General features: G+C 67.1%; 24 protein-coding genes. 21 read left to right on the forward strand and 3 right to left on the reverse strand.

The features are described from left to right. The 7 genes from HV798_RS12025 to HV798_RS12055 form a co-directional block, all read left to right on the forward strand. A partial coding sequence (locus HV798_RS12025) for an SHOCT domain-containing protein (RefSeq protein ID WP_175216412.1) occupies positions 1–161 on the forward strand: 161 nt, incomplete at its 5' end. Positions 162–174: 13 nt separating this feature from the next. Next, positions 175–1644 (forward strand): DUF4178 domain-containing protein, encoded by a 1470-nt coding sequence (locus tag HV798_RS12030; RefSeq protein ID WP_175192866.1) that lies wholly within the window; start codon positions 175–177, stop codon positions 1642–1644. Between the two features lie 3 nt (positions 1645–1647). Beyond that, positions 1648–1827 (forward strand): hypothetical protein, encoded by a 180-nt coding sequence (locus tag HV798_RS12035; protein ID WP_081821611.1) that lies wholly within the window; start codon positions 1648–1650, stop codon positions 1825–1827. Between the two features lie 77 nt (positions 1828–1904). Next, on the forward strand, positions 1905–2276 hold the full coding sequence (gene speD, locus HV798_RS12040) for an adenosylmethionine decarboxylase (protein ID WP_246288765.1): 372 nt from the start codon (positions 1905–1907) through the stop codon (positions 2274–2276). A 128-nt stretch (positions 2277–2404) separates the two neighbouring features. Further along, positions 2405–3163, forward strand: a complete 759-nt coding sequence (gene modA / locus HV798_RS12045; RefSeq protein WP_175192865.1) for a molybdate ABC transporter substrate-binding protein — start codon at positions 2405–2407, stop codon at positions 3161–3163. 43 nt (positions 3164–3206) lie between these two features. After that, positions 3207–3890, forward strand: coding sequence for a molybdate ABC transporter permease subunit (modB, locus tag HV798_RS12050; RefSeq protein WP_175192864.1), 684 nt, complete (start codon positions 3207–3209; stop codon positions 3888–3890). Then, positions 3890–4576, forward strand: a complete 687-nt coding sequence (locus tag HV798_RS12055) for a sulfate/molybdate ABC transporter ATP-binding protein (protein WP_175192883.1) — start codon at positions 3890–3892, stop codon at positions 4574–4576. Before modB ends, HV798_RS12055 begins: the two co-directional genes overlap by 1 nt. A 61-nt stretch (positions 4577–4637) precedes the next feature. On the opposite strand, the gene HV798_RS12060 is transcribed toward HV798_RS12055, so the two are convergent. Further along, positions 4638–5432, reverse strand: a complete 795-nt coding sequence (locus HV798_RS12060) for a TOBE domain-containing protein (RefSeq protein WP_025137853.1) — start codon at positions 5430–5432, stop codon at positions 4638–4640. Between the two features lie 190 nt (positions 5433–5622). Between HV798_RS12060 and HV798_RS12065 the strand changes: the two genes are divergently transcribed. From HV798_RS12065 to HV798_RS12120, 12 genes are all read left to right on the forward strand, one after another. Then, entirely contained in the window at positions 5623–6216 is a 594-nt protein-coding gene (locus tag HV798_RS12065) for a DUF4136 domain-containing protein (protein WP_025137852.1), read from the forward strand. Positions 6217–6244: 28 nt separating this feature from the next. Then, the gene (locus tag HV798_RS12070; protein WP_175192863.1) at positions 6245–7441 is read left to right on the forward strand and encodes a DUF3734 domain-containing protein; all 1197 of its coding nucleotides are present in this window, start codon (positions 6245–6247) and stop codon (positions 7439–7441) included. A gap of 207 nt (positions 7442–7648) precedes the next feature. Beyond that, positions 7649–8095, forward strand: coding sequence for a helix-turn-helix domain-containing protein (locus HV798_RS12075; protein ID WP_175192862.1), 447 nt, complete (start codon positions 7649–7651; stop codon positions 8093–8095). Between the two features lie 271 nt (positions 8096–8366). Further along, complete coding sequence (locus HV798_RS12080; protein WP_175192861.1) at positions 8367–9623, forward strand: efflux RND transporter periplasmic adaptor subunit; 1257 nt, start codon at positions 8367–8369, stop codon at positions 9621–9623. Positions 9624–9686: 63 nt separating this feature from the next. Beyond that, entirely contained in the window at positions 9687–12929 is a 3243-nt protein-coding gene (locus HV798_RS12085) for an efflux RND transporter permease subunit (RefSeq protein ID WP_175192860.1), read from the forward strand. Continuing rightward, the gene (locus HV798_RS12090) at positions 12926–14419 is read left to right on the forward strand and encodes an efflux transporter outer membrane subunit (protein WP_175192859.1); all 1494 of its coding nucleotides are present in this window, start codon (positions 12926–12928) and stop codon (positions 14417–14419) included. Before HV798_RS12085 ends, HV798_RS12090 begins: the two co-directional genes overlap by 4 nt. Beyond that, a complete protein-coding gene (gene pdxJ, locus HV798_RS12095) occupies positions 14416–15156 on the forward strand; it encodes a pyridoxine 5'-phosphate synthase (RefSeq protein WP_175192858.1) in 741 nt (246 codons plus the stop codon). The genes HV798_RS12090 and pdxJ overlap by 4 nt, the downstream gene beginning before the upstream one ends. A gap of 84 nt (positions 15157–15240) precedes the next feature. Beyond that, complete coding sequence (acpS, locus tag HV798_RS12100; protein ID WP_175192857.1) at positions 15241–15678, forward strand: holo-ACP synthase; 438 nt, start codon at positions 15241–15243, stop codon at positions 15676–15678. 43 nt (positions 15679–15721) lie between these two features. Further along, positions 15722–16777: a beta-N-acetylhexosaminidase gene (nagZ, locus tag HV798_RS12105; RefSeq protein ID WP_025137844.1), complete on the forward strand. Its 1056-nt coding sequence runs from the start codon at positions 15722–15724 to the stop codon at positions 16775–16777. Then, the gene (gene uvrC / locus HV798_RS12110) at positions 16740–18569 is read left to right on the forward strand and encodes an excinuclease ABC subunit UvrC (protein WP_025137843.1); all 1830 of its coding nucleotides are present in this window, start codon (positions 16740–16742) and stop codon (positions 18567–18569) included. The genes nagZ and uvrC overlap by 38 nt, the downstream gene beginning before the upstream one ends. A 32-nt stretch (positions 18570–18601) precedes the next feature. After that, a complete protein-coding gene (pgsA, locus tag HV798_RS12115; protein ID WP_025137842.1) occupies positions 18602–19174 on the forward strand; it encodes a CDP-diacylglycerol--glycerol-3-phosphate 3-phosphatidyltransferase in 573 nt (190 codons plus the stop codon). A gap of 191 nt (positions 19175–19365) precedes the next feature. Continuing rightward, complete coding sequence (locus HV798_RS12120) at positions 19366–20667, forward strand: MFS transporter (RefSeq protein WP_175192856.1); 1302 nt, start codon at positions 19366–19368, stop codon at positions 20665–20667. A gap of 73 nt (positions 20668–20740) precedes the next feature. Here HV798_RS12120 and HV798_RS12125 read toward each other — a convergent pair whose 3' ends face one another. Further along, the gene (locus HV798_RS12125; protein ID WP_175192855.1) at positions 20741–21817 is read right to left on the reverse strand and encodes a tartrate dehydrogenase; all 1077 of its coding nucleotides are present in this window, start codon (positions 21815–21817) and stop codon (positions 20741–20743) included. Between the two features lie 140 nt (positions 21818–21957). Here HV798_RS12125 and HV798_RS12130 point away from each other — a divergent pair, with 140 nt between their 5' ends. Beyond that, entirely contained in the window at positions 21958–22866 is a 909-nt protein-coding gene (locus HV798_RS12130; RefSeq protein WP_175192854.1) for a LysR substrate-binding domain-containing protein, read from the forward strand. A 214-nt stretch (positions 22867–23080) separates the two neighbouring features. Further along, positions 23081–24085: a cytochrome-c peroxidase gene (locus HV798_RS12135; protein WP_175192853.1), complete on the forward strand. Its 1005-nt coding sequence runs from the start codon at positions 23081–23083 to the stop codon at positions 24083–24085. A 12-nt stretch (positions 24086–24097) separates the two neighbouring features. Here HV798_RS12135 and queF read toward each other — a convergent pair whose 3' ends face one another. Continuing rightward, positions 24098–24922: an NADPH-dependent 7-cyano-7-deazaguanine reductase QueF gene (queF, locus tag HV798_RS12140; RefSeq protein ID WP_175192852.1), complete on the reverse strand. Its 825-nt coding sequence runs from the start codon at positions 24920–24922 to the stop codon at positions 24098–24100. Positions 24923–24977: the final 55 nt, after the last annotated feature.

A 24977-nucleotide genomic window follows, 5' to 3' on the forward strand; every position in this document is an offset into this window, starting at 1 on the left:
CGCAGGCCGCAGCCGCGGCGGGCGCCGCAGCGGGCGCGGCGGCCGGGGGCGACCCCGTGCAGCGCTTGCAGCAGCTCAAGGACTTGCTGGACAAGGGCCTGATCACGCCGGCCGACTACGACTCGGCCAAGGCCGAGGTGCTCAAGAAACTCACCAGCTGAGCGCCGAACGCCCATGCAGCAGGTCCTGTGTCCGCAATGCGGAGCGCCCGTCAAGTTCACGTCCACGGCGTCGGTCATGGCGGTGTGCGGCGCGTGCCGCAGCACGCTGCTCAAGGATGCCGAATCGGTCAAGCGCATCGGCGAAACCGCGGATGTGCTGGAAGACTATTCGCCCCTGTGCCTGGGCGCCGCCGGTCAGTTCGAAGGCAAGCGCTTCGACCTGATCGGCCGCATCCAGCTGCGCTATGAAGACGGCTTCTGGAACGAGTGGTACCTGTGGTTCGACGACGGTTCCGACGGCTGGCTGTCGGATGCGTCGGGCCAGTACGCCATCACCCGCCGCCGCAAGGTCAAGTCGACCCAGGGCATGCCGGCGTTCGCCGACATCTCGCCGGGCGATGAACTGAAGCTGGATGGCCAGCGCTTTTCGGCGTCGGACGTGCGCAGTTGCCGCGCCGGCGGCGCACAGGGCGAACTGCCGTTCGTGCCGGGCGATGGCTGGGAAGCCAAGGTGGCCGACTACCGCAGCATCGATGCCTTCCTGACCCTGGATTTTTCCGACGGCCCCGAGCCCGAGCTGTACATCGGCAAGGCCTTCGACCTGGCGGGCATGCAGGCGGCCACGCTGCGCTCGAACGAGCAGGTCGAGGAAACCGCGGGGCGTTTCCGTGGCCAGATCAAGGCGCTGGACTGCCCCAATTGCGGCGCGCCCATCAGCTTTGTCGCGGCCATGGCCACCCAGGTGGTGTGCCCGTCATGCGCCGCCACGGTCGACTGCGCAGGCGATACCGCCCAGGTCATCGCCAAGGCGCAGAAGCTCAAGACCATCAAGACCACGCTGGCGCTGGGCGCCACCGCCAAGATCGACGGCGCCGCTTTCACCCTGATCGGCCTGATGAAATGCGCCGACCCGGACCCGGAAGAACCGTCCGACTGGATCGAATACCTGCTGTTCAACCCGGTCAAGGGCTTCATCTGGCTGGTGGAAACGGACGAGGGCTGGGAACGCGTGCAGGTCTGCGACACCTGGCCCAGCCGCAACAACGCCACCAGCGTGCGCTGGCGCAACAAGCTCTACCAGAAGCTGTACGACTACACCTCGCGGGTCGAGCTGGCGCTGGGCGCCTTCAACTGGCGCGTGAGGGTGGGCGACAGTACCCAGATCACCGACTACAAGGCCGGCAACCTCAAGCTGACCAGCGAATTGGGGACTGCCGAACTGGGCTGGTCCGCGTCGGGGCCCGTGGCGCCCGCCCAGTTGGCCGAATGGTTCGGCAACCCCGAACTGGCCAAGCAGAAAGCCATGCCGCGGGCGAGCACGCCGGGCGGCTATCGCAAATGGGCCTGGTTCGCGACCATCGCCATGGGCTTCCTGAACCTGGGCAATATTTTCAACGGCCGCCTCTTGCCGATCGTGATCGGCCTGGCGTTTCTGTGGCTGCCGGCCAGCCTCGCGGACAAGATGTCCGCAAAGGACGACTAGCCGATGGGCAAGTTTCTCTATGCCATCTACGCCGTGATCGTGGTCATGGCCGCCACCGGGGCCAGTTCGCCGGGCGCTCGCTTCACCAGCGGCGGCGGGGGCAGCAGCAGCGGCAGCAGCAGCAGTTGGGGCGGCGGTTCTTCGGGCAGCTCCGGCTGGTCGTCGGGCGGATCGCACAAGTGATGCCGCGCGACGCCACGCAGAACGACCTGGCGCCGCCTGTCGCCTCGTCTGCAACTTCGCAGGTGAACCCGCATGGCATCCCGGGTGCCACCCCGTGCTCCACCCCCTACGCCACGCCGGGCCGCCACATCCTGGCCGATTTCCGCGGCGTGGACGCCGGCCTGCTGGCAGACGTCGCCGCGCTGGAACGCGAACTGGTTACGGCCGCCCAGGCCGCTGGCGCCCAGGTGCTCAGCGCCCATTTCCACCATTTCGGCGCCGGCGCGGGCGTGACCGGCGTGGTCATGCTGAGCGAATCCCACATCAGCGTGCATTCCTGGCCCGAACATCAGTTCGCGGCACTGGACATCTTCATGTGCGGCGCGGCCCGGCCGGAACAGGCGCTGGAGCGCCTGCGCGCGGCGCTGGCCCCCCTGACCGTGCGCGTCACCATCGTCGACCGCGGCTGAGCGCCTGCCTCTGCCTTCATCGCCATACGTTTGACCTGGCGCAAGCCGGGCCCGGGACGTAAATTGACGGGCGTTATATACCTATATATATTTCGTTACCGATATTGATCTTGTCCGAGGAGAGTGCCATGTTCCGCAAACACCCGATCCTGGCCGTGTCGCTGGCCCTGGCCGCCGTCTGGGGCCCCAGCGCCCAGGCCGGCGAACTGGTGGTGTCCGCCGCCGCCAGCCTGACCAACGCCTTCAAGGAAGTGGCGCAGGCCTACGAAAAGGAACATGCCGGCACCAAGGTGGTCCTGAACTTCGGCGCCTCCGACGTGCTGCTGCAGCAGATCGTCAAGGGCGCGCCTGCCGACGTGTTCGCGTCCGCCGACCAGAAGGCCATGGACAAGGCCGTCGAGGAAAAGGCCGTCAAGCCCGACACCCGGGTGGACTTCGCCGCCAACCAGATCGTGCTGATCGTGCCGACCGACAGCAAAGCCAACATCACGGCGCTGAAAGACCTGACGCGCGACGACGTCAAGCGCATCGCCTACGGCAACCCGGCGTCGGTGCCGGTGGGCCGCTACACGCAGGGCGCCTTGCAGGCTGCCGGGTTGTGGGATGCCGTGCAGGCCAAGAGCGTGCTGGCGCAGAACGTGCGCCAGAGCCTGGACTACGTGTCGCGCGGCGAGGTGGATGCGGGCTTCGTGTTCGCCACCGACGCGGCCGTCATGCCGGACAAGGTCAAGGTCGCCGTGCGCGTGCCCTCGCAAACGCCGGTCACCTATCCCATTGCCGTGACCGCGCGCGACGCCGCCGCCAAGGAAGCAAAGAGCTTCGTGGCCTACGTGCTGTCGCCCGCTGGCCAGGAAATCCTGTCGCGCTACGGCTTCCAGAAACCCTGAGGCCGCGCCGGGCTTGAATGTTGAATCTTGAATCGCAGGCGTCATGAGCGATCCAGTATGGGTGCCCCTGCTGCTTACCCTGAAAGTGGCAGGCTGGGCAACGCTGTTGGCAACCGTGGCCGGCACCGCGGCCGCCTATGGCTTGTCCCGCTGGCGCTGGCCGGGGCGGGACCTGCTGGACGCCATCCTGACGCTGCCGCTGGTGCTGCCGCCCACCGTGCTGGGCTATTACCTGCTGGTCTTGCTGGGCCGTCGCGGTGTGCTGGGCGAAAAGCTGGCGGCCTGGGGCATCGAGCTGGTGTTCACCTGGCAGGGCGCCGTCATTGCCGCGTCGGTGGTGGCGTTTCCGCTGGTATTCAAGTCGGCGCGCGCCGCGTTTGAAAACGTCGACGCGCAGCTGGAAAACGCCGCTCGCGTGCTGGGCGTGTGCGAGGCCGGGGTGTTCTTCCGGGTCACGCTGCCGTTGGCGGCGCGCGGCATCGTGGCCGGCGTGCTGCTGGCCTTTGCCCGGGCACTGGGCGAATTCGGCGCCACGCTGATGATCGCCGGCAACCTGCCGGGCCGTACCCAGACGCTGTCGGTGGCCATCTACGAAGCGGTGCAGGCGGGTGACGATGCCACGGCCAACTTCCTGGTGCTGGTCACGTCCATCACCTGCGTTGCCGTACTGCTGGCGGCGGGCAAGCTGGTGCCCATACGCTCGAACCGCCGCAACGGGGGCGCATGATGAGCGTCGACCTGCGTATCCGCAAACAGATGGTCTCGGGCGATCGCCATTTTTCGCTGGACGTGGCGTTTTCGTCGGCGTCCAAGCGCATTGCGCTGTTCGGGCCGTCCGGCGCGGGCAAGAGCCTGACGCTGCGGGCCGTGGCCGGCCTGCTGCGGCCGGATGCCGGCCGCATCGCGGTCAACGGCCGGGTATTGTTCGACGCCGACGCGCGCATCAACGTCGCGCCGCAAGCGCGCCGCGTGGCCTATCTGTTCCAGGACTATGCGTTGTTCCCGCACCTGACGGTGGCGCAGAACATCGCTTTCGGCTCGCGCCGCGGCTGGCTCAATCCGCCCCGGCGCGCGGTCTCGGACGAAGCGCGGCGCTGGGTCGACGCCTTCGAACTGGGCGCCATCGTGGGCAGTTACCCCAACGAGATATCAGGCGGCCAGAAGCAACGGGTTGCCTTGGCGCGCGCCCTGATGCTCAAGCCCGATATCCTCTTGCTGGACGAGCCGTTTTCGGCCCTGGATTCGCAGCTGCGCGGCAAGATGCGGCAGGAATTGAACGCCTTGCAGCGCCAGCTGGACGTGCCGATGCTGCTGATCACCCATGATCCGGCCGACGTCGACGCCCTGGCCGACGAGGTCTTCGAAGTGCGCGAAGGCAAGGTGCGCCGGCGCGACGAGGACGTGGGCGTCTAGCGGCTAGAGGGCAGGGTGGCCCCCACGTGCCGCCGTCGTTGCCCGGCAGAGAAAATCAGACTCAGTCCAGCACGCCCAGGATGACGCTGGACGCCTTGAAGATGGCGACCGCCGGGGCGCCTTCGCCCAACCCCAGGTCTTGTGCGCTTTCATTGGTGACGATCGCCACCAGCGTGGTGCCGCCTTCCAGGTCGATCAGGATTTCGCTGTTGACCGCGCCGGTGCGCACCGCCGCGATGGTGCCGGGCAACTGGTTGCGGGCCGACAGCCGCAGGCCGGGGCCGGGGGCGCCGACGATGACCGACGAGGCCTTCACCAGCGCCAGGGCTTCCTTGCCGGGCGCCAGTTCCAGTTCCTGGGTGCTTTCGCGGGTGATGGTGGCGGTGATGACCTGGCCGCCGGCAATGCGCAGCAGGATCTCGTCGTTGACGGCCCCGGTGCGCACTTCCATCACCGTGCCCATGAGTTTGTTGCGTGCGCTGGTCTTCAACATAAATCGCCTCATCAAGTCGATGTCGCCGCTGGCGGTCAGGCCGGCGCGCGTCAGGTTGTCCATGAATTTGCGGTGCTCGGCTTCCAGCGCCCGGAAGGTGGCGATCAGGCTGCGCGCCCGGTCGGTCAGGCGCGTGCCGCCGCCGCCCTTGCCGCCGGCCGCACGCAGCACCAGCGGTTCGCCCGCCAGGTTGTTCATGGCGTCGATGGCGTCCCAGGCCCCCTTGTAGCTCATGCCCACCGCGCGCGCGGCGGCCGTGATCGAGCCGGTGGCGTCGATCTGGGCCAGCAGGTCTATGCGGTTCTTTCCGCCCCAGTTCTGGGCGCCGGAACGAAACCAAATCGAGCCGTCGAGTTCCAACATGGGGGTATCTTCTGGTCTGGGTCTGGAATAATCCCCGAGTGTAATGGAGCCCGCGCCCGCCGCGGTTTGATCTCGATCCAATGAGAATGCTTCCTTGTTGAAACTTTATCCGCTTCGCGGCACTATGAATGCGCCTGACGCCTGTTGACACTTGGGCCAGCCTTCGCCGGCCCCTCTCTCGGAGATCGACATGAACGCGTTCAAAATGCTGGCCGTGGGTTCCCTGACGGGCTTGTTGGCGGCTTGCGCCTCGGGTCCCACCGTCAAGGGCGATTACGATCACCAGGCCGATTTTGCCCAGTACCGCACCTTCGGCTACATGTCGCCGCTGGGCACCGACAAAGCCGGCTACAGCACCTTGCTGACCGAACGGCTGAAAGACGCCACCCGCGGCCAGATGGAAATGCGCGGCTACGTCTACAGCGCGTCCAACCCCGACCTGCTGATCAATTTCAGCGGCAAGCTGCAGCAAAAGACCCAGGTCACCGAAGCCCCGCCGCCCATGCCCTACTACGGCTACCGCAGCGGCTTCTACGGCGGCTGGCCCGGCTACGGCTGGGGCGACACCGTCTACCAGTACACCGAAGGCACCCTGAACATCGACCTGGTCGATCCGCGCCGCAAACAGCTGGTGTGGGAAGGCGTGGCCGTCGGCGAAGTCCAGAACCCCGAGATGGCGACGTCGGCGCAAAGCGTCGACAAGGCCGTCGCGCTGATATTCGCCAAGTATCCGTTCCGGGCCGGCGTCGCCGCCCCGCAGTTGCCGGACAAGAGCAAGCCGTAGCGCCTGCTGTTTTGAAAAGGACCGCCGCATGAGTACACGCCGCAAGGCCTCGACCCCCGACACCGGCGCTACGCCGCCCTACGAAACCGTGGCCCTGGTCCTGCAGGGCGGGGGCGCCCTGGGGTCCTACCAGGCGGGCGTGTACCAGGGGCTGCACGAGGCGGGCATCCGGCCCAACTGGATTTCCGGCATTTCCATCGGGTCGATCAACGCGGCGATCATCGCCGGTTCGCCCGAAGACGAGCGCATCGAGCGGCTGCGCGGCTTCTGGGAAAGCATCTGCCGGCCCACGGGGTTTGCGTCGGTGCCCTGGGGCGACACGCTGGCCGGCATGTTCGAAGGCATTCCGTTCGGCTTCGGCTCGCCGGCCATGAACGGCCAGCTGTCGGCGTTCCAGGCGCTGTTTTCGGGCCAGCCGGGCTTTTTCAAGCCGCGCTTTCCGCCGCCGTACTGGGTGCATGGGAAGGGGGCGGCGTCCACCAGCTTCTACGACACCACGCCGCTCGCCGCCACCTTGCGCGAATACGTGGATTTCGACCTGCTCAACACCGGCAAGGTGCGGGCCAGTTTTGGCGTGGTGAACGTGCGCAGCGGCAACTTTGCCTATTTCGACAGCCAGAAGCACACGCTCGGCCCCGAGCACATCATGGCCTCGGGCGCCTTGCCGCCGGGCTTTCCTTCGGTGGAAATCGACGGCGAGCACTACTGGGACGGCGGCGTGGTGTCCAACACGCCGCTGGCGCAGGTGCTCACCACCGACACCATGCGTGACACGCTGGCTTTCCAGGTGGATCTCTGGCCCGCCCGGGGCGGGCTGCCCACCACGCTGGAAGAAGTGGCCGAGCGCCAGAAGGACATCCAGTATTCCAGCCGTACCCGCATGGTCACCGACCAGTTGCGGCGGGTGCTGAAACTGCGCCACGGCCTGCAGCAACTGCTGGACCGGCTGCCGGAAAAAGAGCGCAACGCGGCCGATCTGGCCGAGATCCGCAAGCTGGCCAACACGCCGGCCACCAACATCATCAACCTGATCTACGAGTCCAAGCACCGCGAGCGTTTCTCCAAGGACTACGAGTTCGGCACCGAGGCCATGCGCGAGCACTGGGAGTCCGGCCTGGCCGACATCCGCAAGACGCTGGCCAAGCCGGGCATTCTGGCGCGGCCCACGCAGGACAGCTGCTTCGTGGCGCACGACATCCACCGCAACGGCACGCACACTGCGTAGGGGCTCGGCTTGCGGTCACCCGCAATGTGGCTTGCCGCAAAAAAAGGCGAATTGGGGGCAATCTTCGTAGGATCAGTCTGATTCGCCTTTGGCCGAGCGGCACAGTGCCCTCAAGCCCGGTAGTCTTTCGGCAAGATCAGCAAAACCTTGTTCCGGAAGCGAGGCCCCGCTCCCCCGGGCGGCGGCCGGTCCGGTGGAGACTCCGGCATGACTGTTCCCGTTCCCCGTTCTTCCGTTCTTCTCGCTGCCTCGGCCACGACCGCCGGGGCGCAGCGGTCGCCCGCTGTCCGTAAGCGTCCGGCCGAACCCCAGCCTGATTCCGAGCCCATCGCCGCCCCGCCGGCTTTCCCGTCCGACGGCTGGTGGAGCCTGGCCTATCGCGGCTGGACCCTGCTGACCCCCGGCGGCGCCCGCCTGGACCTGACCGAGGTCGAACGGGCCTGCTTCCAGTGCCTGCTGCGCAACCCGCGCCGCGAGCTGCTGCGCGAAGAACTCATGGTCCTGCGCCAGGGCACCAACCTGCGCACGCTCAACGTCGCCATCTGCCGGTTGCGCCGCAAAGTGCGACATCTCGAAGCCCGCCTGCCCCTGCATACGGTGCACGGCGCGGGCTACGTTTTCCTGGGCAATCTACGAGAGGTATCCGACCTTTGATTTCCGCGTGGTGAATCCGCCCGTCGACTCCCCCGCGATGCTGTGAAAATCAGTGATTTCCCCAATAACTGAGTTACATTAACGGGCTATTCACGTGTCACGCACGGCGCGCAGCGTTTTGTTTTGATCGCAGGCGGGTATTGCGGTCAAATACGGCGGTCGGAGTCGGCCTTCGAAACCTGTGGCCGGCTTCGGCAACCAGACGCGGCGATGCTGCATCGCCGTCACATTGTTGCGGTCGCTTGACGCGGTTAACTTCGCGGGGGTTTCAATGCGGTTTTCGCCTAAACGTGTCTCAGGTCTGGCTTTTTCCGGCGGCGTCCTCGCGCTGTTGTTGGTGGGTTGCGGCGAAAAGCCGCAAATGAACCCCGGCATGCCCCAGGTCAGCGTCATCACCGTGCAGCCGCAACGCACGCCCATCGTCGCCGAACTGCCCGGCCGCGTCGACGCGGTGCGCGACGCCCAGATCCGCTCGCGGGTCACCGGCATCGTCCAGAAGATCACCTTCGAGCAAGGCGGCGACGTCAAGGAAAACCAGCTGCTGTTCAAGATCGATCCGGCGCCCTACAAGGCGACCTACGATCAGGCTACCGCCCAGCTCAAGCAGGCGCAGGCCACCTTGTTCAGCGCCAAGCTGCTGGCCAACCGCTACGCCCCGCTGGTCAAGGCCAACGCCGTCAGCAAGCAGGAATACGACAACGCCGTGGCGTCCTATCGCCAGGCCGAAGCCAATGTGGCCGCTGCCAAGGCCGCCCAGGACAACGCGTCCATCAACCTGGGCTACACCGACGTCACCTCGCCCATCACGGGCCGCATCGGCAAGCCGCTTGTGACCGAAGGCGCGCTGGTCGACGCCACCCAGGCCACACAGATGGCCACCGTGCAGCAGCTGGACCCGATCTACGTCGACTTCACCCAGTCCACCGCCGACCTCGCCAGCCTGCGCCGCGCGTTCGCCAGCGGCAAGCTGCAGCAGGTGGGCAAGGACGCCGCCCGTGCCACGGTCGTGCTCGAAGACGGCTCTGAATACGACAAACCCGGCAAGCTGCTGTTCACCGGCATCACGGTCGACCCGTCCACCGGCCAGGTCAACCTGCGCGCCGAAGTGCCCAACCCCGACGGCATCCTTCTGCCCGGCATGTACGTGCGCGTGCGGCTGGAGCAGGGCGTGGACGACCAGGCCCTGGTGGTGCCGCAGCAGGCGCTGCAACGCACCGCCGATGGCTCGCAAAGCCTGATGCTGGTCAAGGACAACAAGATCGAACAGTTGCCCGTCACCACCGGCGGCGCCGTCAACAACAACTGGATCATCACCAGCGGCCTGAAGGCCGGCGACGTCGTCGTGGTCGAAGGCTTCCAGAAGATCCGTCCCGGCGCGCCGGTGCAGGCCAGCCCCTGGAACAAGAACGGCGGCAAGCCCGCTGCGGGCGGCCAGCCGCCCGCGCAGCCCGGGGCCAAGCCCGCTGAGCCAGGCGCACAGCCAGCCCAGCCGGCCCCCCAGGACAAGGCCGCAGGCCAGAAATCGTAAGCGGCCCGCAGCGCATCGCGCTGCGTTCCTCTTTAGTGAGCATCGCTTTAAGAGTCAGCCCACATGCCGCAATTTTTTATTGATCGACCAATTTTTGCCTGGGTAGTCGCCCTGTTCATCCTGCTTGCCGGGGTGCTGGCGATTCCGAACATGCCGGTGTCGCAGTACCCCGACGTGGCGCCTCCGGCCATTACCATCACCGCAACCTACCCGGGTGCGTCGGCCAAGGAAGTGGCTGAATCAGTCACCAGTATCATCGAGGACAAGCTCAACGGCGCCAAGGGCCTGATCTACTACGAGTCGGTCAGCGATTCGTACGGCACCTCGACCATCACCGCCACCTTCGCCCCGGGCCGCGACCCTGACCTGGCGCAGGTCGACGTGCAGAACCGCGTGTCCAACGTGATCGCCCAGTTGCCCGCCGCCGTGCAGCAGCAGGGCCTGAAGTACGAGCAGACCAGTACCGGCTTCCTGATGATCGTCACGCTGTCGTCCACCGACGGCTCGCTGGACCAGACCGCGCTGGCCGACTACATCACCCGCAACGTGCAGAACCCGGTGTCGCGCGTGGCCGGCGTGGGCCAGTTCCAGCTGTTCGCGGCGCCGCGCGCCATGCGCATCTGGGTCGACCCTGCCAAGCTGGTGGGTTTCAGCCTGAGCATGGCCGAGGTCAACCAGGCCATTTCGGCGCAGAACGTGCTGGTGTCCGGCGGCAGCATCGGCGCGCCGCCCAACCCCGAGTCGCAGCGCATTACCGCCACCGTGGTGGCCAACGGCCAGCTGAGCACGGTCGACGGCTTCGGCAAGATCGTGCTGCGCGCCAACACCGACGGCTCGAAAGTGCTGTTGCGCGACGTCGCCCGCATCGAGGTCGGCGCCGACAACTACCAGTTCGGCGCCCGCCTGAACGGCAAGCCCACGGCGGCCTTCGCCATCGTGCTGTCGCCCGACGCCAACGCGCTGGCCACCGCCCAGGGCGTGCGCCAGCAGATGGACGAACTGTCCAAGTACTTCCCCGGCAACATCACCTACGCCATCCCCTACGACACCGCGCCCTACGTCAAGGTCTCGATCGAGCAGGTGCTGCACACCCTGGCCGAAGCCATGGTGCTGGTGTTCCTGGTGATGTACCTGTTCCTGCAGAACGTGCGCTACACCCTGATCCCGGCGCTGGTGGTGCCGGTGGCCATGCTGGGGTCGTTCGCGGTCATGCTGGGGCTGGGATTCTCGATCAACGTGCTGACCATGTTCGCCATGGTGCTGGCCATCGGGATTCTGGTCGACGACGCCATCGTGGTGGTCGAGAACGTCGAACGGATCATGGCCACGGAAGGGTTACCTCCCAAAGAGGCCACCAAGAAAGCCATGCCGCAGATCAGCGGCGCCATCATCGGTATCACCCTGGTGCTGGTGACGGTGTTCCTGCCGCTGGCCTTCATGAGCGGGTCGGTGGGCGTGATCTACCGCCAGTTCTCGGTGGCCATGGCCGTGTCGATCTTCTTCTCGGCGCTGCTGGCCCTGACCTTCACGCCCGCGTTGTGCGCGACCATCCTGAAGCCGGTGCCCAAGGGTCATCACAACGACAAGAAGGGCTTCTTCGGCTGGTTCAACCGCAAGTTCGACGCGACCACGCACGGTTACCAGAACTGGGTGTCCCGCATCCTGCACAAGGGCGGGCGCATGATGCTGGCCTTCCTGGTGCTGGTTCTGCTGCTGGGCTGGCTGTACCTGCGGCTGCCGTCGTCGTTCCTGCCTGAAGAAGACCAGGGCTACGTCATCAGCAACATCGAACTGCCCACCGGCGCCAGCGCCAACCGCACGGTGCAGGTCATCGAAGAGGTCGAAGCCTACTTCCGCGACATCCCGGCGGTGGAAAACATCATCACCGTGCAGGGCTTCAGCTTCAACGGCAACGGCCTGAATGCCGCCATCGCGTTCACCACGCTCAAGGACTTCAAGGACCGCAAGGCCAAGGGCGATTCCGCCGGTGCGATTGCGTTCAACGCCTTCCAGAAGCAGCTGATGGGCATCCACGATGCCCAGGTGTTCACGCTGGTGCCGCCCGCGATCTCGTCGCTGGGCAACGCCACGGGCTTCGACCTGCGCCTGCAGGACCGCGGCGCGGCGGGCAGCGATGCGCTGGCCGCGGCCACGGGCCAGCTGATGGGCATGGCCATGAAGAGCCCGGTGCTGTCGCAGGTGCGCATCACCGGCCTGTCGGCCGGCACGCAGCTCACCCTGGACATCGACCGCGACAAGGCCGCCGCCCTGGGCGTGAACTTCGACGAGGCCGCCTCGCTGATCTCCACCGCGGTCGGTTCGGCCTATCTCAGCAAGTTCCCCAACCTGGGCCGGATGCAGAACATCTGGGTGCAGGCCGATGCGCCGTACCGCATGCAGCTGTCCGACGTGCTCAAGCTGAACGCCCGCAACACGCAAGGCGGCATGGTGCCCTTGTCGGCGTTCGTGTCGGCCAAGTGGTCGCAGGGCCCGGTGCAGGTCGTGCGCTACAACAGCTATGAATCCATGCGTATCGGCGGCAGCGCCGCGGCGGGTTACACCACCGGCCAGGCCATGGAAGAAATGCAGAAGCTGGTGGCGCAGTTGCCGCAGGGCTTCGGCTACGAATGGACGGGCTTGTCCTTCCAGGAACGCCAGGCCGGCAACCAGGCCCCGATCCTGATGGGCCTGTCGCTCCTGATCGTGTTCCTGGTGCTGGCTGCGCTGTACGAAAGCTGGGCGATTCCCATCTCGGTCATGCTGGTGGTGCCGCTGGGCATGCTGGGCGCGGTGGCGCTGGTCAGCGCGCTGGGCATGTCCAACGACGTGTACTTCCAGGTGGGCATGGTGACCGTGATCGGGCTGGCGGCCAAGAACGCCATTCTTATCGTGGAATTCGCCAAGGATCAGTACGCGCGGGGCATGGGTCTCTACGAGGCCGCGGTGGAAGCCGCGCGCCTGCGGTTCCGGCCGATCCTGATGACGTCGCTGGCGTTCATCCTGGGCGTGGTGCCGCTGGCCATGGCCACCGGCGCCGGCGCTGCCAGCCAACGCGCCGTGGGCTTGGGCGTGCTGGGCGGCATGCTGGCCGCCACGCCATTCGCGGTGATCTTCGTGCCGACCTTCTTCGTGGTGGTGCTGGGTCTGTTCAAGACCAAGCCGCGCCTGTTGGGCGCCGAACTGCGCGCCTTCGAAGAAGAGCAGGCGGCCAAGAAGGCGGCGGCGGGCCAGACCCCGCCCGATGCGCCGCCGGCAACGCCCGCGCCCGCACAACCCAACAACGGTGGCCAGGAGGGCAAGGAATGAGCGCCCTGATGTTCAAACAGACCGCCTTGTCCGCCTTCGTGGCGGTGGCGTTGGCCGGCTGCTCGCTGGCCCCCGACTACAAGCGTCCCGACGCGCCGGTGTCCGGCACCTTCCCGGACCAGCCCAAGGTGCAGTACGGTGCGTACGCCAACCCCATGTCGCTGGGCACGCAGCCCGCCGATGCCGTGGCGCCGCAGACGGGCACGCCCGCGGCCGACCTGGGCTGGCGCGAATTCTTCCGCGATGCGCGCCTGCAGCGCCTGATCGAACTGGCGCTGGTCAACAACCGTGACCTGCGCGTGGCCGTGCAGCGCGTCGAAGAGGCGCGCGCCCAGTACGGCGTGCAGCGTGGCGCGCAGTGGCCCAGCATCGGCGCCGGCATTCAAGGCCAGCGCCAGCATCTGCCGCGCAACATGCGTCCGGGCGGGCCTGATTCCTCGTCGATCAGCAGTTCGTACCAGGCCGGCATCGGCCTGACCACGTTCGAGATCGATCTGTTCGGCCGCCTGCGCAGCCTGTCCGAAGCGGCGTACCAGCAGTACCTGTCGACCGAGCAGGCGCAGAAAAGCACGCATATCGCGCTGATCGGTTCGGTGGCCGAGTCGTATTTCAACCTGCGCGCCGCCGAGGTCCAGCTGGAACTCACGCAGCGCACGCTGGCGTCGCGGCAAGAGTCCTACAACCTGGTCAAGCGCCGTTTCGACGGCGGCGTGGCGTCCGAGCTTGACCTGAACCAGTCCAAGTCGCTGCTGGATACGGCCTCGGCCGACCTGGCCCAGCTGGCGCGCGCCAAGGCGCAGGCCATCAATGCGCTGGTGCTGGTGCTGGGCACGCCCTTGCCCGAAGACCTGCCGGCGCCGGCCGTGTTCGGCCGCGACCAGCTGCTGGCCAGCGTGCCGGCCGGGCTGCCGTCCGACCTGCTGGAACGCAGGCCCGACATCCTGGCCGCCGAGAACCAGCTGAAGTCGGCCAACGCCAATATCGGCGCGGCACGGGCGGCGTTCTTCCCGACCATTTCGCTGACCGGCCTGCTGGGCGTGTCGAGCCCGTCGCTGGATACGCTGTTCAAGGGCGGGCAGGGCTACTGGAGCTTCTCGCCGTCGATCACCACGCCGCTGTTTGCCGGCGGCAGCATCCGCGAAGGCCTGAACCTGGCCAAGGCACGCGACAATATCGCGGTGGCGCAGTACGAGCAGACCATCCAGCAGGCGTTCCGGGAAGTTTCGGACGCGCTGGCGGGCGAAGCCACCTACGGCGCGCAGCTGGACGCCCAGCGGGCGCTGCAGGACTCGTCGGCCCGCACGCTGGAACTGTCGAATCTGCGCTATACCAATGGCATCGACAGCTACCTGCAGGTGCAGACGGCGCAAGTGGACCTTTTCAATGCCCAGCTCGCGCTGGTGCAAACCGGCCTGGCCGCGTTGATCAACCGTGTGGAACTCTACAAGGCGTTGGGCGGCGGCTGGGAAGAAACGACGAAAGTGCAATGATAGAACTTGGTGTAAATATCGATCACGTCGCGACGCTGCGGCAGCAGCGCCACACGGCTTACCCCGACCCGGTGGTGGCGGCGCTGCGCGCCGAAGACGCCGGCGCTGACCTGATCACGCTGCATCTGCGCGAAGACCGCCGCCACATCCAGGACGCCGACGTCTACGCCATCCGGCCGGTGCTGCGCACCCGCATGAACCTGGAATGCGCGGTCACGGCCGAAATGCTCGAGATCGCCTGCGCGGTCAAGCCCAGCGACGTCTGCCTGGTGCCTGAAAAGCGCACCGAGCTCACCACCGAGGGCGGGCTGGAAGTGGCCGGCGCATTCGCCGCCGTGTCGGACGCCGTGGGCCTGTTGACCGAAGCCGGCATCCGGGTGTCGCTGTTCATCGATCCGGACCCCGTGCAGATCGAAGCCGCCGCCCGCGCGGGCGCGCCGGTCATCGAACTGCACACCGGCGCCTACGCCGAAAGCGAAGGCGAGGCCGCCCAGGCCGAGTTGCAGCGCATCCGCGTGGCGGTGGCCGAGGGCCTGCGCCACGGCCTGCGCGTCAATGCGGGCCACGGCCTGCATTACGGCAACGTCAAGCCGGTGGCAGCGCTGGACGGCATCTCCGAACTGAACATCGGCCACGCCATCGTGGCGCAGGCGGTGTTCGACGGCTGGGAAAAAGCGGTGCGCGACATGAAGGCCCTGATGGTGCAGGCACGCCTGGAAGCGGTGCGCGGGCGTTGACCGCGGGCGGCCAATGGCCAATGGCCAGCGGCCGGCCGCCAACTGCTACCCTGGTAGCTGTTATTCCTTTTAGACGCCGCAGCGATGTCCCAACCTGATTCCGCCCCTGTCGTTCCGCCGCCCGCCGCCATCGGCGGCATCGGCATGGACCTTTTGCGCATCGACCGGATCGAGCGCGCGCTGGCGCGCCACGGCGATCGCTTCGCCGAAAAGATTCTGGGCCCCGAAGAACTGCTGAAGTTCCACGCGCGGCGGGCCCGCGATCCGGTGCGCGGGGTGCGTTTCCTGGCCACCCGCTTTGCCGCCAAGGAAGCCTTTTCCAAGGCGGTGGGCCTGGGCATGCGCATGCCGATGACGTGGCGCCGGGTACAGACGCTGAACGCCCCGGGCGGGCGGCCGGTGCTGGTGATCGCCCCTGAACTGCTGGAATGGTACGTGCAGCGCTTTGGCGCCGCGCACGTGTCGATTACCGATGAATCCGACATGGCCGCCGCCTACGTGGTGGTCGAACGCAAGCCCTGACCGCGCCGGCGGGTCTGCAAGACACATACAGAAGGACAAGCCGATGGCCAAGAAGAAATCCCGGGCGCTGCCGCCCGGTCCCGTGATGGTCGATGTGGCCGGCACCGTGCTGACCAAGGAAGAAAAGAAGCGCCTGCGCCACCCGCTGGTGGGCGGCGTGATTCTTTTCGCGCGCAATTTCGAAAACCGCCGCCAGCTGACCGAGCTGACCCGCCAGATCCACAAGGCGCGCAAAGAGCGCCTGTTGATCCTGGTCGACCACGAAGGCGGCCGGGTGCAGCGCTTTCGCGAAGACGGCTTCACCGCCTTGCCCGCGATGCGCGACCTGGGCGCCCTGTGGGACCGCGATCCGCTGACGGCCATGCGCCTGGCCACCGAAGCCGGCTACGTGCTGGCCGCCGAACTGCGCGCCTGCGGCGTGGACATGAGCTTCACCCCGGTGCTGGACCTGGATTACGGCGTCAGCAAGGTGATCGGCAACCGCGCCTTCCACCACGACCCGCGCGTGGTCACGATGCTGTCGCGCGCGCTGATCCAGGGCCTGGCGCTGGCCGGCATGTCGGCCTGCGGCAAGCATTTCCCGGGGCACGGTTTCGTGGGGGCGGATTCGCACCACGAGATCCCCATCGATCCGCGTCCGCTCGAGCGCATCCTGAAGGACGACGCCGCGCCGTACGCCTGGCTGGGCGACGCCGTGTTGCCGTCGGTGATGCCGGCCCACGTCATCTACCCCAAGGTCGACAAGCATCCCGCCGGCTTTTCCAAGCGCTGGGTGCAGGACATCCTGCGTACCCGCCTGGGCTATGACGGCGTGGTGTTCTCGGACGACCTGACCATGGAAGGCGCCTCGGTTGCCGGCGACATCCTGGCGCGTGCCAACGCCGCGCTGGGCGCTGGCTGCGACATGGTGCTGGTGTGCAACCGGCCGGACCTGGCCGACGAGCTGCTGGCCCGCCTGAAGGTCGACCACGCCCCCGAGTCCGTGGCCCGTATCCGCCGCCTGATGCCGCGTTTCGACGCGCTGGACTGGGACTCCCTGCAGGCGGAAAGCCGTTATCAGAATGCCCGACGACTTCAATCTCAAATCGTTCCTGGCTGACCTGCCGCATCTGCCGGGCGTGTACCGGCACCTGGATGCGGCCGGCGAGGTCATGTATGTCGGCAAGGCGCGCGACCTGAAAAAGCGCGTCTCGTCGTATTTCCAGAAGAACCTGGCCAGCCCGCGCATCGCCCAGATGGTGGCGAAGGTGGCGCGGCTGGAGGTCACGGTGACGCGCTCGGAAGCCGAAGCGCTGATCCTGGAAAACAACCTCATCAAGAGCCTGAAGCCGCGTTACAACATCCTGTTTCGCGACGACAAGTCCTATCCCTACCTGCTGATCACGGGCCACGACTGGCCCCGCATCGCCTATTACCGCGGCGCGACCAACAAGCGCGGCCAGTATTTCGGCCCGTTCCCCAACGCCTGGGCGGTGCGCGAAACCATCCAGATCCTGCAGAAGGTGTTCCGCCTGCGCACCTGCGAAGACACCGTGTTCGCCAACCGCTCGCGCCCCTGTCTCTTGCATCAGATCGGCCGCTGTTCGGCGCCCTGTGTGGGCGCCATCGAGGCACAGGACTACGCCTCTGACGTGCAGCGGGCGGTGCGCTTTCTGAACGGCGAAGCCAAGGAAGTGATGGGCGAAATCGAGGCCCGCATGCTCGAAGCCGCCGAGGCGCTGCGCTTCGAGGAAGCGGCCGCGCTGCGCGACCAGATGGGCTCGCTGGCCCGCGTGCTGCACCAGCAGACCATGGAGAACGTCAGCGGCGAAGACACCGACATCGTCGCCATCGCCATTGCCGGCGGCAAGGTCTGCGTCAACCTGGCCATGGTGCGGGGCGGCCGCCACCTGGGCGACAAGCCGTTCTTTCCGACCCACGCCGAGGGCGAGGCCGCGCCGCAGGTGTTGGAAGCCTTCGTGGCGCAGCACTACACCGACAACGCGCTGCCGCCGGTGCTGGTCTGTTCGCACGCCTTGCCCGATGCCGGGCTGATCGACCTGCTGGTCGAGCAGGCGGGCGGGCGGCCGTCGCGCGTGCTGACCCGGCCGCAAGGCACCCGCCGGGCCTGGCTGGAACAGGCGCAGAAAAATGCCGACATGGCGCTGGCCCGCGCCCTGACCGAGTCCGGCGCCCGCGCCGCGCGTACCCTGGCGCTGGCCGAAACGCTGGACCTGGACACTGACGAAACGGCGCTGGACGCCCTGCGCATCGAGTGCTTCGACATCAGCCACACTGCGGGCGAGGCCACCCAGGCGTCCTGCGTGGTGTTCGAACACCACGACATGCAGCCGTCGCTCTATCGCCGTTACAACATTGCCGGCATCACCCCGGGCGACGACTACGCCGCCATGCGCCAGGTGCTGACGCGACGCTTTGCCAAGGTGGCCGACGGCGAGGCCCCGATGCCGGGCCTGGTGCTGATCGACGGCGGCAAGGGGCAGGTCGAGGTGGCGCGCAAGGTGTTCGTGGAACTGGGGCTGGACATCCAGACCCTGGTGGGCGTGGCCAAGGGGGAAGGGCGCAAGGTTGGCCTGGAAACCCTGGTGTTCGCCGACGACCGCCCGCCGGTGGCGCTGGGCGGCGAATCCGCCGCGCTGATGCTGATCGCCCAGGTGCGCGACGAGGCCCACCGCTTTGCCATCACCGGCATGCGGGCGCGGCGGGCCAAGACCCGCAACGTGTCGCGGCTGGAAGAAATCGAAGGCGTCGGCGCGCGCCGCCGGCAGCGTCTTTTGGCCCGGTTTGGCGGATTTTCGGGGGTGGCCTCGGCCAGTATCGAAGACCTGGCGTCGGTGGATGGCATTTCGGAAGAACTGGCCGAGCGGATCTATGAAGCCCTGCGCGGTTAGGATTCATCTGCCTGATGTAGCATACGAACACTATGCCAATTAACGTACCCATTATCCTGACCTGGCTGCGGATCGCCATGATTCCGCTGGTGGTCGGGCTGTTTTACCTGCCCGAAAGCTGGATGTCGGTGCCCGTACGCGATTCTTTTGCCGCCTGGGCCTTCATCATCGCCGCGCTGACCGACTGGTTCGACGGCTGGCTGGCGCGCCGCTGGAACCAGACGTCGGCGTTCGGGGCGTTCCTGGACCCGGTGGCCGACAAGCTGATGGTCTGCGCCGCCCTGATCGTGCTGCTGGACCTGAGCCGGGTCGACGCGTTCATTTCACTGATCATCATCGGCCGTGAAATCACGATTTCCGCGCTGCGCGAATGGATGGCCAAGATCGGCGCCAGCGCCAGCGTGGCGGTGCACCGGCTGGGCAAGTTCAAGACGGCCGCCCAGATGGTGGCGATTCCTTGCCTGCTGTACAACCAGCCCATCTACGGGGTGTCCACCAAGATGCTGGGCGATGTACTGATCATCGTGGCCGCGGTGCTGACGGTCTGGTCGATGCTGTATTACCTGCAGCGCGCCTGGCCCGCCATCCGCGAGAAGGCCCAGTAAGCGATTACGCCGCGGCGGCCCGGCTCGCGCCCGGGGCCGCCGTTACATATAGAGCGATGCCGGCTGCCGCCGGTACGGCCCCGCGCCGCATTCGCCAAAGGGACAACGGACGGCCCGCCCGGACGTTGAGGAGACAACCCGCGAGCCGCCTCAAGGCGGCCGCCTATCGCCGCCCCGCGCGGCCCTGTGCCATGACTACCGCTGCAACCCCCCTGGCCTCCGATGCCGCCGTCCGCCGGCGCGACTGGCAGATCATCCTGCTCATCGGCGTGGCCCACGCCTCGTCCCACTTCTTCCAGCTGGTTCTGCCGTCCCTGTATGTGTCGCTGGGCAACGAGTTCGGCCTGGACTTCGCCCGCCTGGGGCTGCTGGTGTCCACCTTCTACGTGGTGTCCGGCATCGGCCAGGCCTCGTCCGGCTTCGTGGTGGACCGTATCGGCGCGCGTCCGGTGCTTTGGTTCGGGCTGGCCTGCTTCGTGCTGTCGGGCCTGCTGATCGGGTCGGCCACCGGCTACCCCATGCTGATGACGGCGGCGGTGGTGGGCGGCATCGGCAATTCGGTGTTCCACCCGGCCGACTATTCCCTCATCAACCATCGCATCACCGCGCCGCGCCTGGGGCACGCCTTTTCGACCCACGGCCTGACGGGCAACCTGGGCTGGGCGCTCACGCCCGTGTTCATGACCACCATCACGCTGCTGGCCAACTGGCGCGTGGCAGCCTATAGCGCCGCCGGCCTGGTGGCGGTGGTGCTGCTGATGACGGTGGTCTGGCGCGGCCTGCTGGGCGGTGACGAACCCGCGGCCCAGGCAGATACCCCGGACGCCAAGGCCGCGCGCGCCGTGCCCAAGCCGCAGGATGGCGTGCTGACCACGTTGGCCACGCTGCTGTCCAAGCCGGCGCTGTGGGGCGCCTTCCTGTTCTTTGCCTGCACGTCGATCGCCTTGTCGTCGGTGCAGAACTACACCATTCCGTTGCTGGGCCAGCTGTATGACCTGTCCAAGGTCGCGGCCAGCTCGGCGCTGTCCGGTTACATGGTGGCGTCGGCGGTGGGCATGGCGGCCGGGGGCTTCCTGGTGTCGGCCAACCCGCGCACCGAGCGCACCGTGATGGTGGCATTGATTCTGGCGGGCCTGACGCTGGTGGTGCTGGCCCTGGGCCTGGTGCCGGCGGTGCTGGCCGCCCCGGTGGTGGCATTGGCCGGCTTCTGCTCGGGCGTGGCCGCGCCGTCGCGCGACATGCTGATCCGCAAGGTCACGCCCAAGGGCTCCACCGGGTCGGTCTACGGCCTGGTGTATTCGGGCATGGACGTGGGTTCGGCGCTGGGCCCGCTGGCCTTCGGCCTGCTGCTGGATGCGGGGTTGCGCCAGGGCCCGTGGATCGGCGCGGGCGTGGCGTTCACGGTGGCCGCCTTGCTGGCGCAGTGGATTGCGGTGCAGGCGCGCCGGGCGGATCCTGCCGGCGCACCCGCGGCATCGGCGCCCACGCGCTGATTGCCGCCCCATGAGCAACGCCGCCCTCGGGCGGCGTTTTTTTTTGGCCGGACGTTCATCCGGCCCGGGCGATTCAGCCGCCGGCTTCGATGTGCGCGGCGATGGCGCGGCCGATGTCTTCGGTGCGGGCCTGGCCGCCCAGGTCGGGCGTGCGCGGGCCGTCTTTCAGGCAGTGTTCGATGGCGGCCAGGATGGCGTCGTGGGCTTCCTGGCTGCCCAGGAACTGCAGCATCAGCGCGCCCGACCAGATCATGGCGATGGGGTTGGCGATGCCCTTGCCGTAGATGTCGGGCGCGGACCCGTGCACCGGCTCGAACAGCGACGGGAACTTGCGTTCCGGGTTCAGGTTGGCCGACGGCGCGATGCCGATGGTGCCGGTGCAGGCCGGGCCCAGGTCCGACAGGATATCGCCGAACAGGTTGGACGCCACCACCACGTCAAAGCGCTGCGGCTGCAGCACGAAGCGCGCGGCCAGGATGTCGATGTGCTGCTTGTCGGTCTTGACGTCGGGGTAGTGCTGGCCCATGGCGTCGGCGCGCTCGTCCCACCAGGGCATGCTGATGGCGATGCCGTTGCTTTTGGTGGCCACCGTGAGCTGCTTGCGTTCGCGGCGGTTGGCCAGTTCGAAGGCGTAGCGCATCACGCGGTCGGTGCCGTGGCGCGTGAAGACCGATTCCTGGATGACGACTTCGCGGTCGGTGCCTTCGAACAGGCGCCCGCCCAGGTTGGTGTATTCGCCTTCGGTGTTCTCGCGCACGATGAAAAAGTCGATGTCACCGGCGCGCCGGCCGGCCAGTGGGCAGGCCACGCCGTCGAACAGCCGCACATGGCGCAGGTTGATGTACTGGTCGAATTCGCGGCGGAACTTGAGCAGCGAACCCCACAGCGACACGTGGTCGGGCACGGTGGCCGGCCAGCCCACCGCGCCGAAGAAGATGGCGTCGTAGCCTTGCAGCTGCGCCTTCCAGTCGGGCGGCATCATGTCGCCATGCTGCGCGTAGTACTCGCAGTTAGCCCAGGGAAAGGTATCGATCTGCAGGGCCAGGCCGAAACGGCGGGCGGCGGCCTGTACGGCGCGCAGGCCTTCGGGCAGGACTTCATTGCCGATGCCGTCGCCGGCGATGGCTGCGATTTTGTAGACGTGGGACATGGGTGGGAACCTGGAAAGGGTAGGGCAAGCAAGCCCGGCCGGCGCCGCGACAGGGCCGCCGCAACGGGAACCCGCTCATGGTAGGCGTCTGCACAGTCCATCTACAATGGGCTGTTCTGTGAAATGACTCTGCACGAATCATGAATAATGACCTGCTCCCTGCCGATCTGCGTGTCTTCAACGCGGTGGTGCGCGCCTCCAGCTTTTCCAAGGCCGCCGAAGACCTGGGCATGTCGCCCGCCTACGTCACCAAGCGCATCCGCCTGCTGGAAGCCAGCCTGGGCACGCCGCTGTTTCACCGCACCACGCGGCGGGTGGTGGTGAGCGAGGCGGGCGAGCGCGTCTACCACTGGGCCCAGCGCATCCTGGACGACGTCGACCACCTGGTGGAAGAAGTCGGCACCACGCGGCGCGAGCCGCGCGGGCTGCTGCGGGTGTGCAGCAGTTTCGGCTTCGGGCGGCGGGTGGTGGCGCCGGCGCTGTCGGCGTTCGTGTCGCGCCACCCCGCGGTGCAGGTGCGCTTCGAGGTGTTCGACCGGCTGGTCGACGTGGCTGCCGAAGGCTACGACCTGGATGTGCGGGTGGGCGACGACATCGCGCCGCACGTCATCGCTCGCAAGCTGGCCACCAACCACCGCCTGCTGTGCGCCGCGCCGTCGTATCTGGCCGAGCGCGGAGAACCGCGCAAGCTGGCCGACCTGGCGGGGCACGATTGCCTGGTCATCAAAGAACGCGACCACCCCTTCGGCGTCTGGCGCATGCGCCGCGGCGAGCAGGAACACACCGTCAAGGTGCGCGGCCCGCTGTCGGCCAACAATGGCGAGATGGTGGTGCAGTGGGCCGTGGACGGCCGCGGCATCATCCTGCGGTCGGCCTGGGACGTGGGCCCGCTGATCGCCGCGGGCAAACTGGTGCCGGTGCTGCCGCAGTACCGCCAGGAAGCGAACATCTGGGCTGTGTACCCGTCGCGGGTGAATGCGTCGGCCAAGGTGCGGGTGTGCGTGGATTTTCTGGAAGCGCATCTGCGCGAACAGGCGGTAGTGGATTGATCGCGAGCCAGTGATGCAGGGGATGCGTCGGCGCGTCGCGTCGGCGCCCGGCCCCGGCAGGCTGACCCATCGCGCCTCACTGATCCGCTGCTTGCGCCAGATCAACGCCTGGCCGCCTGCCGCCGCGCCCGCTTGACGCGCCGCAAGCCCGGGCCCGGCGCGCTCCGATGTAATGACCTTAAGAGACACGGGGTTATTCAACAGGAGAGAAGCCATGAGCAAGAAGCACGCGATGCTGGCGGTGGGCGTCGTCATCGGATTGTGGGCCGGGCAGGCGACCGGGGCGCCGCGGCAGGAACCGATCCAGCCGATCGAGGCCGCGGTGGTCAAGGACCCCGCCAAGGTGGAACTGGGCAAGAAGCTGTTCTTCGATCCGCGCCTGTCGCGGTCCGGGGCGATTTCCTGTAATTCCTGCCACAACCTGGGCATGGGCGGGTCGGACAACCTGAAGGCGTCCATCGGCCACAAGTGGCAGCAGGGTTCGATCAATTCGCCCACGGTGCTCAATTCCAGCCTGAGCATCGCCCAGTTCTGGGACGGCCGCGCCAAAGACCTGCGCGAGCAGGCGGGCGGCCCCATCGCCAACCCGATGGAAATGGCCTCGACGCACGAGTTGGCGGTGCAGGTGCTCAATTCCATTCCGGGCTACCGCGCCGAATTCAAGCAGGTGTTCGGCACGGCGGACATTTCCATCGACGAGGTCACCGGCGCGCTGGCCGCGTTCGAGGAAACGCTGGTGACGCCCAACTCGCGCTTTGACCAATGGCTCAAGGGCGACGACAAGGCGCTGACGGTGCGCGAACTGGCCGGCTACACGCTGTTCAAGAACAGCGGCTGCGTGGCCTGCCACAACGGCGTGGCCGTGGGCGGCAATTCCTTCCAGAAAATGGGGCTGGTGGCGCCTTACCAGACCGACAACAAGGCCGAGGGCCGCGCCGCGGTGACGGGCAAGGATGCCGACCGCTTCAACTTCAAGGTGCCGACGCTGCGCAACGTGGCGCTGACCTATCCGTATTTTCATGACGGCGAGGCCGCCACGCTGACGCAGGCCGTGGACGTGATGGGCCGGCTGCAACTGGGCCGCACCTTCACGCCGGACGAGAACGCGCAGATCGTGGCGTTCTTGAAGACGCTGACGGGCGACCAGCCGGTGATCCAGTACCCGGTGCTGCCGCCGTCCGAAGATGCCACGCCCCGGCCCGAGCCGTTCGTGAAGTAGGCGGCGCGGCGCTTACTGCCGGACGGTGCGCACGTCCGGCGGGGGCGCCGCTTCGAAGTTGCTGCGCCACGGGTTGATGTCCAGCCCGCCGCGCCGCGTGTAGCGGGCGTAGACCGTCAGCTGCTCGGGCGCGCAGGCGCGCATGATGTCGGTGAAGATGCGTTCCACGCAATGCTCGTGGAATTCGGCGTGCTGGCGAAACGAGATGACGTAGCGCAGCAACGACTCGCGGTCGATGGGCGCGCCGCGGTAGCGGATCTGCACGCTGGCCCAGTCGGGCTGGCCGGTCACCGGGCAGTTGGACTTGAGCAGGCGCGAGCACAGCGTTTCGTCCACGGCATCGCCCGGACGGGTGCGCAGCAGTTCGGGCGCCGGCTCGTAGGTGTCGATCTCGATATCCAGCTTATCTATATAGATACCGTCCAGCTCGCCCATGTGCAGCTCGGAAAAACGCTGCGGCAAGATGAAGTCCAGCCCCACCGGGGCACCCGCGGCGGCGCTGAGGTCGCGTTCGAGCCGGCCGCGCAATGCGGCGGAATTGACCAGGCGGGTCTGGTTGAACGAGTTCAGGTAAAGCTTGAACGACTTGGATTCGATGATGTTGGGGCTGTCCGCAGGCACCGAGAAGGTCGCCATGGCGACGCGCGGCTTGCCCTTGGCGTCGAGCCACGACAGTTCATAGGCGTTCCACAGGTCCACGCCCTGAAAGGGCAGCGTACCGGCGGCCAGGTCCAGCGCCTGGCGGTTGTGGGCGCGCGCGATGGGGAACAGCAGCGAGGGATCGTATTGCGAGGCGTAGGCCACGCTCTGGCCCAGCGGGCCGTGAGACAGCGTCATGGAAGGGGTCGTCGAAATGCTTGGGGATGACCGCATTGTAGGCGGTCGGGAAAGG

Source organism: Achromobacter deleyi (assembly GCF_902859705.1).
Taxonomy (GTDB): Bacteria; Pseudomonadota; Gammaproteobacteria; order Burkholderiales; family Burkholderiaceae_B; genus Achromobacter; species Achromobacter deleyi.

Excerpts from the sequence above, each read along its gene's own strand:
- HV798_RS12120 (WP_175192856.1), top strand. The coding sequence starts at position 19,366 with ATGACTACCGCTGCAACCCCCCTGGCCTCCGATGCCGCCGTCCGCCGG.
- HV798_RS12085 (WP_175192860.1), top strand. The coding sequence starts at position 9,687 with ATGCCGCAATTTTTTATTGATCGACCAATTTTTGCCTGGGTAGTCGCC.
- acpS (WP_175192857.1), top strand. The coding sequence starts at position 15,241 with ATGTCCCAACCTGATTCCGCCCCTGTCGTTCCGCCGCCCGCCGCCATC.
- HV798_RS12060 (WP_025137853.1), bottom strand. The coding sequence starts at position 5,432 with ATGTTGGAACTCGACGGCTCGATTTGGTTTCGTTCCGGCGCCCAGAAC.
- HV798_RS12130 (WP_175192854.1), top strand. The coding sequence starts at position 21,958 with ATGAATAATGACCTGCTCCCTGCCGATCTGCGTGTCTTCAACGCGGTG.
- HV798_RS12070 (WP_175192863.1), top strand. The coding sequence starts at position 6,245 with ATGAGTACACGCCGCAAGGCCTCGACCCCCGACACCGGCGCTACGCCG.
- HV798_RS12125 (WP_175192855.1), bottom strand. The coding sequence starts at position 21,817 with ATGTCCCACGTCTACAAAATCGCAGCCATCGCCGGCGACGGCATCGGC.
- HV798_RS12030 (WP_175192866.1), top strand. The coding sequence starts at position 175 with ATGCAGCAGGTCCTGTGTCCGCAATGCGGAGCGCCCGTCAAGTTCACG.
- HV798_RS12090 (WP_175192859.1), top strand. The coding sequence starts at position 12,926 with ATGAGCGCCCTGATGTTCAAACAGACCGCCTTGTCCGCCTTCGTGGCG.
- uvrC (WP_025137843.1), top strand. The coding sequence starts at position 16,740 with ATGCCCGACGACTTCAATCTCAAATCGTTCCTGGCTGACCTGCCGCAT.
- modB (WP_175192864.1), top strand. The coding sequence starts at position 3,207 with ATGAGCGATCCAGTATGGGTGCCCCTGCTGCTTACCCTGAAAGTGGCA.
- HV798_RS12080 (WP_175192861.1), top strand. The coding sequence starts at position 8,367 with ATGCGGTTTTCGCCTAAACGTGTCTCAGGTCTGGCTTTTTCCGGCGGC.
- HV798_RS12075 (WP_175192862.1), top strand. The coding sequence starts at position 7,649 with ATGACTGTTCCCGTTCCCCGTTCTTCCGTTCTTCTCGCTGCCTCGGCC.
- HV798_RS12065 (WP_025137852.1), top strand. The coding sequence starts at position 5,623 with ATGAACGCGTTCAAAATGCTGGCCGTGGGTTCCCTGACGGGCTTGTTG.
- HV798_RS12035 (WP_081821611.1), top strand. The coding sequence starts at position 1,648 with ATGGGCAAGTTTCTCTATGCCATCTACGCCGTGATCGTGGTCATGGCC.
- modA (WP_175192865.1), top strand. The coding sequence starts at position 2,405 with ATGTTCCGCAAACACCCGATCCTGGCCGTGTCGCTGGCCCTGGCCGCC.
- queF (WP_175192852.1), bottom strand. The coding sequence starts at position 24,922 with ATGACGCTGTCTCACGGCCCGCTGGGCCAGAGCGTGGCCTACGCCTCG.
- HV798_RS12055 (WP_175192883.1), top strand. The coding sequence starts at position 3,890 with ATGAGCGTCGACCTGCGTATCCGCAAACAGATGGTCTCGGGCGATCGC.
- pgsA (WP_025137842.1), top strand. The coding sequence starts at position 18,602 with ATGCCAATTAACGTACCCATTATCCTGACCTGGCTGCGGATCGCCATG.
- HV798_RS12135 (WP_175192853.1), top strand. The coding sequence starts at position 23,081 with ATGAGCAAGAAGCACGCGATGCTGGCGGTGGGCGTCGTCATCGGATTG.
- nagZ (WP_025137844.1), top strand. The coding sequence starts at position 15,722 with ATGGCCAAGAAGAAATCCCGGGCGCTGCCGCCCGGTCCCGTGATGGTC.
- pdxJ (WP_175192858.1), top strand. The coding sequence starts at position 14,416 with ATGATAGAACTTGGTGTAAATATCGATCACGTCGCGACGCTGCGGCAG.